Consider the following 17598-nt stretch of genomic DNA (forward strand, 5'->3'; position numbering starts at 1 on the left):
TGCTACCGCGACAGCACCCCGCGCAGCGCGCCGAGCAGCTCGTCCTGGGCCGACCGTGCGGTCTCGGGAGCGCCGGCGCGACGCCAGGCTATGCAGCCGTCCGGGCGCACCAGCAGCACGCCGTCCTCGGCGATCTCGCTGACTCGGCTCCACTCGCCGTACGCGTCACGGCAGTTGTCGTCGCCGATGCGCACCACCCGCAGCGGCACGCCGAGTTCCGTCTCGCACGCGGCCGCGGCCGTGTCCCAGACGCCGCCCGACAGACCGGTCAGCACGGTGAACGTGCCGTCGCCGACGACGTCCAGCGTGGACAGGCGCTCGCCCTGCTCGTCGACGAGCCAGGCGTGCGGCAGCTTCGCACCGGGCCGGGTGGTCGGCTGCTGCACCAACTCCCGGTCCTGTTCCCACACTTCGTCCGGGCCGTCGTCGGCAATCACCGCAGTGGACGCGTAGCGCTGGTTCATCTCGACGCCGTGCGCGTTGAACTCGTAGTTCTTGAGCTGGATCGCCTCTTCCAGCAGGCGCCTCTTCTTCGCGCCCTCGGGCGTCGGCGCGCCGATCGCCGCGAGCCCCTCGGCGATGGCCTCGTGGCCCCCGCCGCCCCCGATGCCGAGCACCTCGAAGATCGGTCCGAACTGGTCCCGGCTGAGGTTGGCGCGCTCGACGATCTGCCGCCCGACGGGGGCCCGTTCGGCGGTGTAGGTGTCGAGCAGCTCGGGTCCGGCCTCGCCGCGGATCACCATCGCGAGCTTCCAGGCGAGGTTGTACGAGTCCTGCACGGAGGTGTTGGAGCCGAGCCCGTTGGACGGCGGATGGCGGTGCACCGCGTCGCCCGCACAGAACACCCTCCCCGACGAGTACGCCGAGGCGTAGCTGTGGTTGACGGTCCACAGCGAGGTGGAGGTGATCTCCACGGGCAGGTCGGGGTCGCCGATGAGGTCACGCACGATCTGCCGCGCGGACTCCTCGTCCACCTCCGGCGGCGGCTGCTCGATGTCGTACCCCCACACCAGCAGCCACTCGTTCCACGGCCGGACCATGCGGACCAGGCCCATGCCGATGCCGCCGGTCTCCGCCCCGGGCTGCAGCACCCAGTACAGGACGCTCGGCCGGTGCGCGCAGTACTGGGCGAGGTCGGCCTTGAAGACGATGTTCATGCTGCCGGCCTTGGCCATTTGGCCCTCGAAGGGGAGGCCGAGCTGCTCGGCGACCGCGCTGCGCCCGCCGTCCGCGCCGATCAGATAGCGGGCCCGCACGGTGAACTCGTCGCCGCGGACCCGGTCGCGCAGCAGTGCGGTGACGCCGGTGTCGTCCTGGGTGAAGCTGAGGAACTCGGTGTCGAAGCGCACCTTGGCGCCGCGGGCCGCCGCGTTGTTCACCAGGATCGGCTCCAGGTAGGTCTGCGGCAGGTCGATCATCTCGCAGGGGCTCTTCGACGCGTACTCGCTCGCCGTCGCCGGTCCGGTGCCCCAGCTGCGGATGCGGCCGATCTCGTGCCCGGTCAGCGCGGTGCACAGCACCGTGTCGCCCATGAGGTGGGAGGGGCTGCCGTGGGCGAGCGCCTCGGACTCCACCTTGAGGTCGCGCAGGACCTCCATGGTGCGCTGGTTGGTGATGTGTGCCCGCGGGGTGTTGGCCAGCCAGCCGTACTTCGTCACGAGCAGGGTGCGGATGCCGTAGCTGGCCAGCAGCAGCGCGGCGGAACCGCCGGCGGGGCCGCTGCCGACGACGAGGACGTCGGTGTCGAACGTGTCGTGCGCATCGGTGAGGGTCATGGGGCGCTCCTCGGTCATCCGGCCAGGGGGGCGAGACGGAAGGTGTACTCGAGACGGCGCCACTCGCCGTCGACCGTGCGGCCGTCGGGGGTGGGGCCGGTCTGCGGCGCGAAGTCGACGACGAGTTCGTCCTTGACGCCGAAGACGGTGTCGCTGTCCAGGTAGGCACCGCCCGACACGAACAGCTGTGTGACGAGCCGGCGGTGGCCCGGCGCGTCGAACATGAAGTGGAGGTGGGGCGCACGGTAGGGGTGGCGGCCGGCCGCGGCGAGCATCTGCCCGACCGGTCCGTCCTCCGGGATCGGGTAGGCCGCGGGCAGGATGGACCAGAACGTGATCCGCCCGTCGGCGTCGGTGCGCAGCCGGGCGCGCAGCACCGGCCCTTCCAGGTCCGGGAGTTGGACGTCGTAGAAGCCGTCCTCGTTGGACTGCCACACGTCCACGACCGCGTCCTTGATCGGCTCGCCCTCGGTGTCCGTGACCAGCACGTCCACCCACAGCGGGGTGCCGGGCAGGCCTTTGGAGATATCGCCGCCGTGCGCGGTGTCGGGCGGACCCTCCACGTAGAAGGGGCCGAGCACCGCGGACGGAGTGGTGCTGGGCGTACGGGAGTTGGTGAGCAGGTCCACGGCGCTGGAGATGCCGAGGGTGTCCGACAGCAGGACGAACTCCTGACGCGTCGGGCTGCAGATCCGGCCGGTACGGGTGAGGAAGTCGATCGCCTGCTGCCATTCGGCGTCGGTGACGTCGTGGGTGGCGACGAAGGTGTGCAGATGCCGGACCAGACCGCTCAGCAGGGTGCGCACACGCGGGTCGGCCGCCTGCGCGAAGCTCGCCACGACCTGCTCGGTGAGACGGGCCAGCTTCGCCTCGGTCGAGGGGGGACCCTCGGGTCGGCGACCGTGCCAGGCGTCGGCCAGCAGCTCCGCGATGCCCTCGGTGGTCAGCTCGCGCGGGTTCGGGTACGGCGTCGAGGTGGCCAGCTCCGTGGCGCGGGCGAGGCCGGACTCGGGCATGCCGAGGTCGCGCAGCGAGGTGGGACCGCCCAGGGAGACGACCAGGTCGTACACGCCGCTCGGCGCGTCGGGCACGCCCAGCGCGTCGGCGATGCGGCGCATCACGTCGGGCACCGCGGGCGCGTTGTAGGCCATGGCGTGCGGCAGGACGACGGTGTGCGTCTGCGCGTGCGGAAGGTCGAAGCTGCCGCCGAGGGTGTGACACAGCTTGTGGTGCAGGCCCATACCGACCGTGGCGAGGCACGTACCGGCGAGCCAGGCCGCGTGCAGCAGGTCGGCACGGGCGTCCGGGTCGGCCGGGTCGGCGGCCAGACGGGGCAGCGACCGTGCGATGCGGGAGATCGCGTCGAGCGCCTGCTGGTCGGTGACCGGATTGGCGTCGGCCGAGTACAGGGCCTCGACGGCGTGGGCGAGCGCGTTGATGCCGCTGGTGACCGACATGGGCAGTGGCAGCGTGAGGGTGAAGTCGACGTCGTAGACGACGGTCTCGGGCAGGATCTCCGGGGAGGACTGTGTGATCTTGCGCCCGTCCCGGGTCTCGCCGAGCACGGGGGTCACCTCCGAGCCGGCGTAGGTGGTCGGCAGGATCACCTGCGGCAGGCCCGTGCGCAGGGCCAGCGCCTTCGAGAGACCGGTGGTCGATCCGCCACCGACGGCGACGACGCAGTCCGCCTCGGACTGCCTGAGCACCTCGAGGGCCCGCTCGGTCACCTCCACCGGCGTGTGCATGGCCGCGCCGTCGAACTCCGCCGCCACGAGGTCGCCGAGCGCCTCGCGGACCCGTGCGGAGGCCGCCGCGAGGGGCGGGCTCGACAGCAGCAGTACCCGGGAGCAGCCGAGTCGCCCGACCTCCTCGCCGAGGCGGCCGACCGTTCCGGCACCGAAGACCACCCGCGAGGGGTGGGATGTGTAGACGAACGTCCGCATGGAACTGTGCCTCCGCGTGTCATCCGGGGCTGGTCGGTCCTTGGCCACCGAGTATGCGTACGACATCCGCGGGAATGCCTGCACGAAACACGCGCCGTGCTGCACGAAACACGCGTGCACCACGGCCCGCCCCCATGCGGATGCGGGGCGGGCCGGGTCCGGGCGAGGTCAGGCGCGGTGGACCACCTCGCCGCCGACCATGACGATCTCGCACACCGTGCCCGGGATCTGCTCCGGTTCGACGGCGAGCACGTCGCGGGAGAGCACGACCAGGTCGGCGACCTTGCCCACCGTGAGGGAACCGCGCTCCTCCTCCAGGAAGTTGGCGTACGCCGAGCCCATCGTGTAGGCGTGGACCGCGGTCTCGACGTCCACGGTCTCCTCGGGCATCCATGCCTCGCCCCCGCCCAGCGGGCGCCGGGTGACGGCCGTGTACAGGCCCACCATCGGGTCCATCTCCGCGACGTTCCAGTCACTGGAGAACGCCAGGGTCGCGCCCTTCTCCTTCAGGCTGCGCATCGGCCAGGCCTTGTGCCAGCGCTCCGGGCCCACGTTGTGGGCCCAGTCCTGGCCCGGCCCGGCGATCTCCGGCGCGCAGTGGCGCGGCTGCATGCAGGCCACCACGCCCAGTTCGGCGAAGCGCGGCACGTCCTGCGGGTCGCAGCACTCGACGTGCACCACCTGGTGGCGGGCGTCGCGGGGGCCGACCAGCTCCCGGGCGTGGGCCACCGCGTCCAGCACCGTGCGGATGCCCCGGTCCCCCGTGGCGTGCACGAAGCACTGGAACCCGCGCGCGTCGAGCTTCGCCAGCAGGTCGGCGAACTCCTCGGGGTGGTAGAAGGTCTCGCCGCGGTGGTGGCGGCAGCCGGCGTACGGTTCGAGCAACGCGGCCGTACGCGGCTCCACCACGTCGTCGATGTACAGCTTGAGCGGTCCCACGCGCAGCCACTCGTCGTCGTACCGGCGTGCGGCCTCGGCGAACTCCTCCAGCTCCGCGTCGCTCGTACCGCGCGGATGGAACAGCGCCGCCACCAGGCGCGAGCGCAGTCTGCCCTCGGCGCGGGCCCGGGTGAACAGCTCCAGGTCGTCGAGGGAGTTCTGCGGTTCGACGATGGTGGTGATGCCGAATCGGGTCGCGTCGTCGAGGCTGCGCAGCAGGCGGCCGTACTGACGCTCGGGCGACGCCCAGGGCACGCCCAGCTCCCGCAGCGCCCGGTGGCCGGCACGGGAGAGGCCGCGCACCGCGAAGTCACGGACGAAACCGGTGGGTTCGCCGGTCACCGGGTCCTTCTCCGGAACGCCGAACGGCAACTCGTCACTGGTGCGGTCGATGCCGAGGCGGGCCATGGCGGCGGTGTTGACCCACATGGTGTGCACGTCGTAGCTCAGCACGAACGCCGGGGTGTCGCCGGTGAGTTCGTCCAGGTCCTCGGCCCGCGGCATACGGCCCTCGGGGAACACGGAGTAGTCGAACGCCTCGGCCTCGATCCACTGCGCGTCCGGATGCTCTTCGCGCCAGGCGGCGATCCGGGCGCCGATCTCATCGAGGGACCGGGCTCCGGCCAGCTGGACGCACGCCTCGTCGGAACCCAGGCGGACATGGTTGTGCGCGTCGACGAAGCCCGGCAGGACGCGCCGACTGTCCGCGTCGATCACCTGGGTGTCCGGGCCGATCCAGGCGTCGGCGCCGGCGTCGTCGCCGACCCAGACGATGCGGCCCTCCGTCACGGCGAGGGCCTCGGCCTCGGGCAGGGCGGGGTCCACGGTGTGGATGCGGGCGGCGCGCAGCACCAGGTCGGCGGGGGCGGGGGAGGTCACGGGGTTCTCCAGAGAATGCGTCGGGGCAGGTCGGGCGAGGGGGCGGGGCTCAGGAGTCCTCTTCGGGCGCCGGTGCGGTCACCCGCCAGCGGTCCTGCGGATGCCTGCGCAGGTAGAGGACGTAGTAGAGGGCGGCGATCACGATCACCGCGCCGGTGATGGCCAGATCGCGTCCGGCCTGTTCGTACAGCACGTAGCCGACGGAGGCGAGCACCACCAGAGGTGCCAGCGGCCACAGCGGCATGCGCCACGCGGGCCTCGAGCGGTGGTTCTTGCGGCGTGCGGCCAGCGCGGCGAGCGCCATCAGCACGTAGACCACCGCGAGGATGGCCCCCGTGGCCTCGTACAGCGTCGTCAGGTCCGCGAAGTACGCCAGCGCGGCACCGGGCAGGCTGATCGCGAGGGTGGCCACCCAGGGGGAGCCGAACCGCGGGTGGAGGCGGGTCAGGGCGCGGTTGGCGGCGGCGGGCCAGGCCAGGTCACGGCCGGACGCGTACACGACACGCGCGTTCTGCAGCACCATCACGATCACCGCGTTGAGGATCGCCAGGGCGACGCACAGGTCGATGAGGGTGGCGGTGGTGCTGCCGGCCCATGCGCGCACCATGTCGGGGAAGGCCGACGTGGACAGTTCCTCGGTGGAACCTGTGCCCACCACGGCCGCGACCGAGGGGACGATGATGACCGCGGCGCCCAGGAAGAGCGACCAGAAGACGGTGCGGGCGACGTTGCGGCGCGGGTCGCGGATCTCTTCCGCGAGGTAGGACGCGGTACCGAAGCCGTTGACGACGAACATCGCGGCGGCGAGGCCGGAGACCAGCAGGGCGACGGTGAACGTGGACTGGCCCGCCGTGGCCGGGTGCACCTCCGGGTGGACCAGCACCGACCAGGGGCGCTGCGTGTGGGCGAAACCGAACACCGCGACCACGGCCGCCGCGATCAGCTCCAGAGCGAGGAAGACACCGGTGACCAGGGCGTTGGACTTGATGTCCAGGACGGCTGTCGCGGTGGCCACGAGCATCACCGCGCACCCGGCGAGCTGCGGGTTCACCTGCACGATGTCGGACAGGTAGTCGGCGGTGCCCAGCGCGATGACCGGCGGGATGACCACGAGCATGGCGATGGTCATCATGAAGGTCAGCCAGCCCAGGAAACGTCCGAGCAGGCCGTCCACCATCGCGTACTCACCGCCGGAGCTCGGCGTCAGCGTGCCCAGCTCGGCATAGCACGCGCCCACCGCGATCGAGATGACGATGCCGACCACGATCGTGAGCGGCGCGCCCGTGCCCTGACCCGCGAAGAGTTCGGGGACGAGGATGAACAGGGACGAGGCGGGGGTGATGCACGACAGGGTGAGCAGGACGGCGCCCACCGGGCCGAGCACGCGGGCCAGGCCGGCCGTCGACGGCTGCGCGCTCCCCACGTCGCGGGAGTGTTCACGTCCGGTCGGCGACGTGGTGGCGGCGGACCCGGCAGTGCTTCCGGGAGGTGATGCAGGGGGGTGCGTCATGGGCGTGCGTCCCTTGCTGGGCGAGGCAGGAGAAGTTTGTACGGCGTTCAAAAAGCTTGAACGCCATTCAAAATGCGGCACCCCTCCGGCGGTGTCAAGAGTTCGGCGGGAAACAGCTGCCCGGACCAGGGGGCACGCGACCGTCGGCGATCTGATCACTGGGTAGGCTGCAGCGCGTGGCCGCAGAAGTGACACGCAGACGACGCGACGGTGAGATCGCCCAGGAACGCATCCTGGAAGAGGCGATGCGGGCCATCGCCGAGAACGGTCTCGCCGCCCTCACCATGTCCAAGCTCGCCCAGCGCCTGGGCACCTCCGGCGGTCACATCCTGTACTACTTCGGCAGCAAGGACCGGCTCCTCCTCGACGCGCTGCGCTGGAGCGAGGACCGGCTCGGCCGGATACGCGAGGCCCTCCTCGCCCGCCGCACCACCGCCGTGCGCCGGCTGGACGACTTCCTCGCCCTCTACCTGCCCGAAGGCCCCCGCGACCCGAGGTGGATGCTCTGGGTCGAACTCTGGGCCCGCACGGCCGGCAACCCGGAGCTCCTCCAGGCGCAGGAGACGATCGACCGCGCCTGGCAGACCGACCTGGAGACGCTCCTGACCAGAGGCGCACGCCAGGGCCGCTTCGGCCTCGCCGAACAGGACGTCCCCGCCGCCGCCGACGAGATCCTCGCCCTCCTCGACGGACTGAGCACCCGCGTCGTGCTCTCCCTCGGCGGCGCGACACGTGACACGGTCCTCGACACCGCCCGCCGCGCGGTCCGGCGGATCACGCTGCCCGACCAGTGACGTGAGCGCGGCTACGGCGACTCGGCCGGCATTCGAGGAGGACGTGGACTCCCTCACGACGCGGTTCCGGTTCGGGGTGGTGAAGGGCGTCGTCACCGCCCGGTCGGTCTCGCCGCTCCAGCGGTCCGGCTGACGTGCGCGCGGTATGCCGCGCTTGCGCCTACTGGCCGGCCTGCCCGCCGCCGTTCATCTTCGCCTGGTTCTGCGCGAGGAGCGCCCGCACCTCCTCCTCGACCGTCTTCGCGTCGACGCCGAGGGCACGGCCCATGTGCATCGACCACACCTCCGAGCGAATGTTCGTCTCGAAGTCCAGGTCGGCGCGCACCTTGTCGCGGGCTGCCTGCCGGTTCTGACTCACCATCACGAAGGTGGACAGAAAGATCGCCTCGAGGCTGACGATCATCGTCAGCAGCCCGAAGGGGTACGGGTCCCAGACCGCCGCGTGGCCGAGCAGCCCCTCGTTGCAGACGATCCAGACCGTGAACCACACGGCGTGGATGTAGACGAACTGCATCGTCCCGGAGAAGGCCGTGATCGCGTCCGCGATCCGGTCCTGCGTCCCGCGCATCCGCGCCAGGACTTCCTGCTCGTTGCGGAGCCGGATGCGCGGCCCGTTCGTCGCAGAGCCCATGACCACTCCTCGGTTCGCTTCCCACGGATGCCGCTCGCAGCGTACGCGCGGGGCGGCGGGGTGCTGCCGCTTGCCAAGTAGCTGAGAAAAAGTAAGCTAGTGACCACAACGGCAGCCCCATTGGGTTTCGTAACTCGCTTACTTTGATTTAGGAGAACGGCCATGGCCACCCTGCTTCACATCGACTCCTCCGCCCTGCCGGCCGAAGGCTCCGCCTCGCGCGAGGTGACCCAGGCATTCCAGGAGAACTGGCTCGCGCAGCACCCGGACGGCGCGGTCGTCTACCGCGATCTGGCCGCCGAGCCGCTCCCGCACCTCACGGCGGCCGGCATCGCGGCCGGGTTCGCCGACCCGGCCACCCACGACGACGCCCAGCGTGCCGCGATGGCCCCGCGCAACGAGCTGGCCGCCGAGCTGGAGGCCGCCGACGTGGTCCTGATCGGCGCCCCGATGTACAACCTCGGCGTCCCGTCCACCCTGAAGGCCTGGCTGGACCACGTGATCATCATGGGTCGCACCGCCGGCGAGACCAGCACGGTGTCGGGCAAGAAGGTCGTCGTGGTCGCCTCCCGCGGCGGCGCCTACGGGCCCGGCACCCCGCGCGAGGGCATGGACTTCGTCACGCCCTACCTGCAGGGCCTGCTCACCGGCCTGATGCAGATGGACGTGCACGTGATCACGCCGGAGCTGACGCTGGCCAAGGTCAACCCGGCGATGTCCGAGCTGATCCCGCTGGCCGACGCCTCGCGCGAGCAGGCCCTCACACAGGCGGCGGAGAAGGCGAAGGAGCTGGCCGCGCTGGCGGCCGCCTGACACCGGAAGATCCACCCGAGCGTTCAACGGGAAGGTGTGCGGCCGCCGTCAGCCGCGCACCTTCCCGTACGCGTCCCCGTCGCGCCTCGACGCACCGCCGGAACCCCTGAGCGGGCGCCGGCTCCGTCCACCACGTGTACCGCGACGGCACGGAGGGCCGCCGCGGCAAAGGCAGGGTTCGGCGCCGGCTGTGAACGCAGTCACCCCGACGTGGCCCGCGCGGTCTCCGCCGAAGGCGACCTCGCTGCGATGAGTTTCGGCCGGGGCGCGAGTCTGTTCCGGTGACCGTCGCAGGGCGACGTCGTGGGACGTCGCCCGGCACGAGACACCGACGGAGGACGCCATGACGAACCCGCCCGACGATTCGACCACCGCGCTGCCCGGCCGCCCGGCCGTGGTCGACCTGGCTACCTGGCAGACCGCCCGTGACGAGCTCCTGGTCCGGGAGAAGGCCCACACCCGCGAGGGTGACGCCCTCGCCGCCGCCCGCCGCCGGCTGCCGATGGTGGAGTTCGACGGGACGGTCGAGGTCGTCGGACCCGACGGCCCGGTCCCGTTCCTGGAACTGTTCCAGGGACGCGACGAACTCGTGGTCTACAAGCACATGTGGTACGACGGCGCACCGCACCAGGGTCAGTGCGAGGGCTGCACCACCACGGCCTGGCACCTGAACGACGCGTCCTATCTCAACGCGCGCGGCGTCTCGTTCGCCGTCCTGACCACGGGCCGCTGGGCAGAGATCGCCCCCTACGTCGAGTTCATGGGCTACACCCAGCCCTGGTACTCGGTGCGTGACGTGGAGGCACCGGTCGGCAGCGACATGGGACGCCTCACCTGCTTCCTGCGCGACGGCGACCGCGTGTTCCTCACCTACTCCACGACGGGCCGTGGCAACGAGCGGGTCAACAGTGCCCTCGGCCTGCTCGACATGACGCCCTACGGCCGCGGCGAGGCGTGGGAGGACAACCCCGAGGACCGGCCCAAGGGCGGCGACGCGTGCTGGTCCTGGCGCACGGACGCGGAAGGCAACGCCACTTGGGGCCCGACCAGCCGCCCCGTACCGCAGTGGACCCGCCCTGGCGCGACCCCCGTGGAGACCCTCGGCCGCAGCGGCCACCACCACTGACCCGCCTCGTCGGCGGAACCGGCCTTGCCGGAAGGGGGGATGGCGCCCTTCCGGCCCCGCTCGTCTCCAGAGGGAACCCGCAGGGGGCCTTGGCGATCCAGAATTCGGGTACCCCTGTTCAGGCTTCAGGAAGGAAGCGGTTCGTGAACTCACCTGTTCCCGCCGGCCCGAACGTGGTTCGTCCGAGGCCCGAGCAGCCGCGGGTGGAGGGGCTTCACGATCCGTCGTCGGCGTGTCCACCCCGAAGGATCAGCTTCTCGTCCGTCCCGCCCGCAGGCACCGGCACGGCCTCCAGGACCAGCACGGCCAGGTCGTCGTGGAGCGGCTCGGTACTGAAGGCGTGGGCGGCCTGCCGGACCCGCTCGGCCACGGCCTTCGCGCCGAGTCCGACGCATCCCCGCAGCACTCTCGTCAGTCCGTCGTCGTCGTCCAACTGCCTTGTACCACTGCGGCGTTCAGTCACGCCGTCGGTCACGCACAGCAGCGTCTCACCCGGCGCGAGGGTGAACGTGCTGGCATGGAACTCCTCCAGTTTGTCGATGCCGAGGAGCATCTGCGGTTCCGCGGCCGGAGTCACCGAGCCGTCCGCCGCCAGCCGCAACGGAAGCGGATGGCCCGCGCTGGCGATCGTGCACCGGGCGCCGCCGTCGACCTCGTCCGGCTCCAACTCCCCGTACAGCAGGCTCAGGAAGCGGGAGCCCTCCTGCTCGCCGCTGAAGGCCATGGCCTCGGCGGCCTCTTCCGCCATCGCGAGGTTCAGCCGGTTGAGCAGGGACTCGACACCGTGGCCCTCACGCGCGAGCAGTCGTACGAGGTGCCGGGCCAGGCCGGTGGCGGACATCGCCTCCAGATCGTGCCCGCACACGTCGCCGAGCAGGAAACACCAGCGGTGGCCGCCCATCGGGAACAGGTCGTAGAAGTCACCGCCGACGGTCTGGCCCTCACCGCAGGGCTCGTAGACGATCGCCGTGTCGACGCCCGGGATGGTGGCGAGGGACGTGGGGAGCTGGCCGCGCTGGAGTGTGCGGCTGATGCTCGCCTGCCGGGTGTAGCGGCGGGCGGTGACCACCGCCTGGGCCACCCGCCGGGCCACGTCCTCCACGAGCCGCACGACGGCGTGGGTCAGGTGCGGGATTCCAGCCTGGCCGATCAGGAGCATGCCGTGGCACTGCCCGCCCGCGACCAGCGGGAACGCGAGCGCGGAGCCGCCCTTCTCGGCGCCTGGACAGGCGGGCCAGGGCCACGGGGCGCCGGCCGTGTCCAGGCGGGCGGACGGAAGGTCGTTCTCCAGCGCCAGGCGGAGTGGGCGGATGCGCTGCTCGTCCATGTGCCAGACGTGGGAGAGCCGCATCTCGGCGCTGTCCGTGGTCAGCCAAACGCCGCACCAGTCGGCGAGCCTGGGGACCAGGAGCTGTCCGGCGAGCGCCGCGACCATGTTCTCGTCCAGCTGTCCGGCGAGGAGCTCGCCGGCCTCGGCGAGGAACGACTGCGCTTCGCGCTCGGCCCACTCGACGCTGCGGCCCCGGTTGTCGTGCGGCGGTGCGGCCGTGACGGGGCCGGGGACAGGCAGCTCACGGGGGACGGCTTCGGCTTCGGTGATGTCCTGCCGGCCGGTCTCGGGCGGGATCTCAACCGCGCACTCCAGACGGAACCAGACGGCCTTCCCGGCGTGCCGGTAGGTCACCCCCCACGACTGGGCCAGTGCGCGCATCAGCTGCCGGCTGTAGCCGCGAATGTCGCTTTGCGTGCCTTTTCCGCCATGCGCGGTGCCGGGTGAGCTGGGGTCCACCACTTCGACGAGGACCCCCGACCGTCCGGAGGTCCCGCGCTGCTCGGCCTCCGCCGACGAGCCGCGACCGGCGTCGAGGCGGCAGATCACCTCGACCTCGAACGCGGCCTGCGCGGCGACACCGGTGACCAGCTCGCTGACGAGGAGCACGGCGTCGTCGAGGACGCTCTCGCTGATCGCCGGCACCCCGGGAAACTGCAGGCCGGCACGCTCGACGAGCGCGGCGCGCAGAAACCTGCGCGCCACCGAGGCCGCGAGTTCGTCGGCGGGCACCCGCATCCGCGACACGGATTCGCCCAGGTCGAGGGAAGACGCCACTGGCCACTCCCTGCCGGTCCGCTGTCGGCTCATACACGATGAATGTAGCCTAAAAACCAGCTAATCGGATCTTTTGCTTGCCGGGAATGGGTTGTCATGAAGCCTGCCACCCAGCCGGACCTCGCTTCTGCCGAGCCGGAGCTCAAAGAGCGGGGGCCCGTCGAAACCGGCCCCGCACCTGTCGTCCGACCCGGTCCCGCGTCGGACGGCGAGTGGATACGCGTGGCCGAACTGCGTCCGCTGCTCGCGGCCATGAATTCGTTCTGCGACGGCGACTTCACCGTACGCACAGAGGGGCAGCCGACCGGGGTCCTCGCCGAGATGGCGGGGGTGCTCAACCAGATCATCACGCGGAACGCGCATCTGGCCTCGGAGCTCGAACGGGTGCGCCGGGAAGTGGTGCGCCTGGGGCGGCTCGACGAGCGGCTCGCGGCCAGTCCCGGGCAGGGAGCGTGGACCACGAACGTGGAAGCGGCCAACACGCTGCTCGAGGCATTGGTCGTCCCGGTCGTGAACGCCACGCGCGTCCTGGACGCCGTCGCGGACGGTGATCTCACGCAGCGCGTCGAGTTGCGCGACGGCAAGCGTCAACTCCGCGGCGATCTGCGGTGCCTGGGAAACGGGGTGAACCGCATGGTGGAGCAGCTGTCGCTGTTCACCAGCGAGCTGACCCGCGTCGCCCGGGAGGTCGGTACCGAGGGCCGCCTGGGCGGGCAGGCCACGGGGCAGGGGCTGGTCGGCGACTGGCGCGACGTGACCGAGGCCGTCAACACGATGGCCGCGAGGCTGACCGCGCAGGTGCGCGACATCGCGGTGGTGACCACGTCGGTGGCGCGCGGCGATCTGACCCGCCAGGTCACGGTCGAGGCGAACGGCGAACTGCTGGAGCTGAAGCTCACCGTGAACACGATGGTCGACCAGTTGCGCGCGTTCGCGGACGAGGTGACGCGCGTGTCCCGCGAGGTCGGCACGGAGGGACAGCTGGGCGGGCGGGCACAGGTACCGGGCGTCTCGGGCGTGTGGAAGGACCTCACCGACAACGTCAACTTCATGGCGTCCAACCTGACCTCGCAGGTCCGCAACATCGCCCAGGTGACCACCGCGGTCGCCAACGGCGACCTGAGCCAGAAGATCACGGTGGACGCGCGGGGCGAGATCCTGCAGCTGAAGAGCACCGTGAACACGATGGTCGACCAGCTGTCGGCGTTCGCGGACGAGGTCACCCGCGTCGCCCGTGAGGTCGGCACCGAGGGCAGGCTCGGTGGCCGGGCGCAGGTGCGCGGCGTCTCCGGGGTGTGGAAGGACCTGACCGACAACGTCAACTTCATGGCGGACAACCTGACCTCGCAGGTCCGCAACATCGCGCTTGTCGCCACCGCCGTCGCCCAGGGGGATCTCGGCAAGACGATCACCGTGGAGGCGAAGGGGGAGATCCTGGAGCTGAAGTCGACGATCAACACGATGGTCGACCAGCTGTCGGCGTTCGCGGACGAGGTCACCCGCGTCGCCCGTGAGGTCGGCACCGAGGGCAACCTGGGCGGACAGGCGCAGGTCCGCGGGGTCTCGGGCGTGTGGAAAGAGCTGACCGACAACGTCAACTTCATGGCGCTGAACCTGACCTCGCAGGTCCGCAACATCGCCACGGTGACCACGTCCGTCGCCAACGGCGACCTGTCCAAGAAGATCACGGTCGATGCGCGCGGCGAGATCCTGGAGCTGAAGGAGACCGTGAACACGATGGTCGACCAGCTGCGGGCGTTCGCGGACGAGGTCACCCGTGTCGCGCGTGAGGTCGGCACCGAGGGCAGGCTCGGTGGCCGGGCGCAGGTGCGTGGTGTCTCCGGGGTGTGGAAGGACCTGACCGACAACGTCAACTTCATGGGGGACAACCTGACCTCGCAGGTCCGCAACATCGCCCAGGTCGCCACCGCCGTCGCCCAGGGCGACCTGTCGAAGAAGATCGACGTGGACGCGCGCGGCGAGATCCTGGAGCTGAAGACGACCATCAACACGATGGTCGACACCCTCTCCTCGTTCTCGTCCGAGGTCACCCGCGTCGCCCGCGAGGTCGGCAGCGAAGGGCAGCTGGGCGGCCAGGCCCGCGTCGAGGGCGTCTACGGGACGTGGAAGCGGCTGACCACCAACGTCAACGAGCTCGCCCTGAACCTCACCACCCAGGTCCGGGCGATCGCGGAGGTGGCCAGCGCGGTCACCCAGGGCGACATGTCCCGGGCCATCACGGTCGAGGCGCAGGGCGAGGTCGCCGAACTGAAGAACAACATCAACCTCATGGTCTCCAACCTCCGCGAGACCACCCGCGCCAAGGACTGGCTGGAGTCCAACCTCACCCGCATGGCCGCCCTCATGCAGGGCCACCGCGACCTCGTGGAGGTCGCCGACCTGATCCTGCGCGAGCTGACGCCGCTGGTGAACGCGCAGTTCGGCGCGTTCTTCCTGGCCGAGGCCGGCGCGCCGCAGGGCGAGGGCCTGCAGTTCATCGCCGGGTACGGCACCGACCAGGACGACGGGAGCAGCCCGCTCCCCGGTACCGGCACCCCGGGCCGCGGCCTGATCGCCCAGGCCGCGCAGGAGAAGCAGCGGATCCTCATCACCGACGTCCCACCGGACTACATCACCATCAGCTCCGGACTCGGCATGGCGTACCCGGCCAGCATCGTCATCCTGCCGATCCTCTTCGAGGACCAGGTGCTCGGCGTGATCGAGCTGGCCTCGCTCAGCAGGTTCAGTGATGTGCACCTGGCCTTCATGGACCAGTTCGCCAACACGATCGGCGTCTCGATCAACACGATCATCGCCAACTCCCGGACGGAGTCCCTGCTGTCGCAGTCGCAGCGCCTCACCTCCGAACTGCGCGAGCGGTCGGACGAACTGCAGCGTTCCAACGCCGAGCTGGAGGAGAAGGCCGCTCTGCTCGCGACCGCCTCGCGGTACAAGTCGGAGTTCCTGGCGAACATGTCGCACGAGCTGCGCACCCCGCTCAACTCGCTGCTGATCCTGGCCCGGCTGCTGGCCGACAACCCCGACGGCCACCTGTCCGACCAGGAGGTGCAGTTCGCGACCACCATCCACCGTTCGGGGTCCGACCTGCTCCAGCTGATCAGCGACATCCTCGATCTGTCGAAGATCGAGGCCGGCCGGATGGACGTACGCCCGAAGACGCTGCCGCTGGTCAAGGTGCTCGACTACGTCGACGCCACGTTCCGGCCGCTCACCATCGACCGCGGCCTGGGCTTCGAGATCGCCGTCGGCGAGAACATGCCGACCGAGCTGTACTCCGACGAGCAGCGCCTCCAGCAGGTGCTGCGCAACCTGCTGTCCAACGCCCTGAAGTTCACCCACTCCGGCAGCGTGGAGCTGCGCGTGGACCGGGTGCCGGGGGAGCGGTTCGAGGAGCAGACGCTTCTGAACGCCGAAGCCGTCGTCGCGTTCTCCGTCAAGGACACCGGGATCGGCATCGCCGCCGAGAAGCTTCCGTTGATCTTCGAGGCGTTCCAGCAGTCCGAGGGAACCACCAACCGCAAGTACGGCGGCACGGGCCTCGGCCTGTCCATCAGCCGGGAGATCGCCGGGATGCTCGGTGGCAAGATCGTCGCCGAGAGCGAGCTGGGGGTGGGTTCCCGCTTCACCCTCTACATTCCCGCGCACTACCCCGGCGCCACCACCGGGCAGGGCCTGGCGGGGCTGCACTCCATCGGCGTCCCACCCGGTGCTCCCCCCGCCGGGGAACGGCCGCCGGCAGCCGCCGTCGAGGACACATCGCCTGTACATGTGGAGAACACATCGCCCGTGCACGTGGAGGACACGTCATCGGTGCACGTGTTCGACAGCGCGGGGAGCCTGAGCGCCGACATCCTGGATGCGGACCGCCTGACTCCGGACGACCTGATGGGCATGGGACCGGCGGCGGCCGCAGCCGGTCGAGAGGACACCTGGCCGGAGACGACTCGGCTCAAGGAATGGCTCAGCGGGCGCCCCGGCCGCGTACTGGCAGGCCGCCGCATCCTCATCATCGACGACGACATCCGCAACGTCTTCGCCCTCACGCAGGTACTGGGCCGTGTCGGCATCACCGTGAAGTACGCGGAGAACGGCCGGGAGGGCCTTGAGGTCCTCGAACGGTCCCCCGACGTGTCCCTGGTCCTGATGGACATCATGATGCCGGAGATGGACGGGTACGAGACCACCCGCATCATCCGGAGCACCCCCCGTCTCGCGCACCTGCCGATCATCGCCCTCACCGCCAAAGCGATGCCCGGAGACCGCGAGAAGGCGATAGACAGCGGCGCCTCCGACTACGTGCCCAAGCCGGTGAACGTAGACCGCCTGCTGTCGATCATCTGCGATCTGCTCGACCCGCGGAACGGCCCCCCGGGGCCGACGCGGGACCCCGAGGCCACCGGCGAACCGTTCGGCGCGAGGGACGGCACCGACGATCCACCCGGGGACGCGCGATGAGCACAGCCCCGGCGGACCGGTGCAGCATCCTGATCGTGGACGACATGGAGGAGAACCTCATCGCGTTCGAGGCCGTACTCGGCCCGCTCCACCAGCACCTGGTCCGCGCACGTTCCGGGGAGGAAGCGCTGAAGGCGATGCTGCGGCAGGACTTCGCGGTCGTCCTGCTCGACGTCCGCATGCCCGACATGGACGGCTTCGAGACCACCGCCAACATCAAACGCCTCGACCAGACCAAGGACGTGCCCGTCATCCTGGTGACGGGCACCGAGCCGGGCGCCGACTACGCCTACCGGGGCTACGCGATCGGCGCCGCCGACTTCATCACCAAGCCCATCGACCCATGGGTGCTGCGCACCAAGATCAACATCTTTCTCGATCTCTACCGGAAGAACCGCCAGTTGGCGATGTGCGGCCGGCCCTCGGACACGGACCGGCTCGCGGAGATCACCGAACGGCTCGCCCAGATCGAGCTGCTGCTCCGCAACCGGCCGGAAGCCGAGACAGCCGGTCTCGCCGACCGCATCGTGGAGGTGGAACGCGCGGTGAGCACGCTCCTACCGGGCCGTACCGGCGGCTACCGGTAGTTCGCCGAGCCCCGCTCG

11 protein-coding genes are annotated in these 17598 nt (G+C 70.6%); 5 read left to right on the plus strand and 6 right to left on the minus strand.

Going from position 1 to position 17598, the window contains the following annotated elements:
- Nucleotides 1-2: 2 nt before the first annotated feature.
- The 4 genes from ACWD5D_RS22720 to ACWD5D_RS22735 form a co-directional block, all read right to left on the minus strand.
- Entirely contained in the window at nucleotides 3-1775 is a 1773-nt protein-coding gene (locus ACWD5D_RS22720) for an FAD-dependent oxidoreductase (RefSeq protein ID WP_451374554.1), read from the minus strand.
- Between the two features lie 14 nt (nucleotides 1776-1789).
- Nucleotides 1790-3718 carry a maleylacetate reductase and hydroxyquinol 1,2-dioxygenase domain-containing protein gene (locus ACWD5D_RS22725; RefSeq protein ID WP_451374555.1) on the minus strand — a complete coding sequence of 643 codons (1929 nt, stop codon included), beginning with the start codon at nucleotides 3716-3718 and terminating at the stop codon, nucleotides 1790-1792.
- A gap of 168 nt (nucleotides 3719-3886) precedes the next feature.
- Nucleotides 3887-5536 carry an amidohydrolase gene (locus ACWD5D_RS22730; RefSeq protein WP_451374556.1) on the minus strand — a complete coding sequence of 550 codons (1650 nt, stop codon included), beginning with the start codon at nucleotides 5534-5536 and terminating at the stop codon, nucleotides 3887-3889.
- Between the two features lie 49 nt (nucleotides 5537-5585).
- Nucleotides 5586-6959: an APC family permease gene (locus tag ACWD5D_RS22735; RefSeq protein WP_451374557.1), complete on the minus strand. Its 1374-nt coding sequence runs from the start codon at nucleotides 6957-6959 to the stop codon at nucleotides 5586-5588.
- A gap of 263 nt (nucleotides 6960-7222) precedes the next feature.
- On the opposite strand from ACWD5D_RS22735, the gene ACWD5D_RS22740 reads away from it, so the two are divergent.
- The gene (locus tag ACWD5D_RS22740; protein WP_451374558.1) at nucleotides 7223-7840 is read left to right on the plus strand and encodes a TetR/AcrR family transcriptional regulator; all 618 of its coding nucleotides are present in this window, start codon (nucleotides 7223-7225) and stop codon (nucleotides 7838-7840) included.
- A gap of 160 nt (nucleotides 7841-8000) precedes the next feature.
- On the opposite strand, the gene ACWD5D_RS22745 is transcribed toward ACWD5D_RS22740, so the two are convergent.
- Nucleotides 8001-8471 (minus strand): DUF1003 domain-containing protein, encoded by a 471-nt coding sequence (locus ACWD5D_RS22745; protein ID WP_451374559.1) that lies wholly within the window; start codon nucleotides 8469-8471, stop codon nucleotides 8001-8003.
- A gap of 162 nt (nucleotides 8472-8633) precedes the next feature.
- On the opposite strand from ACWD5D_RS22745, the gene ACWD5D_RS22750 reads away from it, so the two are divergent.
- Both ACWD5D_RS22750 and ACWD5D_RS22755 read left to right on the plus strand, forming a co-directional pair.
- Entirely contained in the window at nucleotides 8634-9284 is a 651-nt protein-coding gene (locus ACWD5D_RS22750; RefSeq protein WP_451374560.1) for an FMN-dependent NADH-azoreductase, read from the plus strand.
- Between the two features lie 343 nt (nucleotides 9285-9627).
- A complete protein-coding gene (locus ACWD5D_RS22755; RefSeq protein ID WP_451374561.1) occupies nucleotides 9628-10410 on the plus strand; it encodes a DUF899 family protein in 783 nt (260 codons plus the stop codon).
- Between the two features lie 214 nt (nucleotides 10411-10624).
- On the opposite strand, the gene ACWD5D_RS22760 is transcribed toward ACWD5D_RS22755, so the two are convergent.
- Entirely contained in the window at nucleotides 10625-12478 is a 1854-nt protein-coding gene (locus ACWD5D_RS22760) for a SpoIIE family protein phosphatase (RefSeq protein ID WP_451374669.1), read from the minus strand.
- A gap of 291 nt (nucleotides 12479-12769) precedes the next feature.
- Between ACWD5D_RS22760 and ACWD5D_RS22765 the strand changes: the two genes are divergently transcribed.
- Nucleotides 12770-16993, plus strand: coding sequence for a HAMP domain-containing protein (locus tag ACWD5D_RS22765; RefSeq protein WP_451374670.1), 4224 nt, complete (start codon nucleotides 12770-12772; stop codon nucleotides 16991-16993).
- The gene (locus ACWD5D_RS22770) at nucleotides 16990-17580 is read left to right on the plus strand and encodes a response regulator (protein WP_451374562.1); all 591 of its coding nucleotides are present in this window, start codon (nucleotides 16990-16992) and stop codon (nucleotides 17578-17580) included. The genes ACWD5D_RS22765 and ACWD5D_RS22770 overlap by 4 nt, the downstream gene beginning before the upstream one ends.
- Nucleotides 17581-17598: the final 18 nt, after the last annotated feature.

This window comes from Streptomyces sp. NPDC002520 (assembly GCF_053595235.1).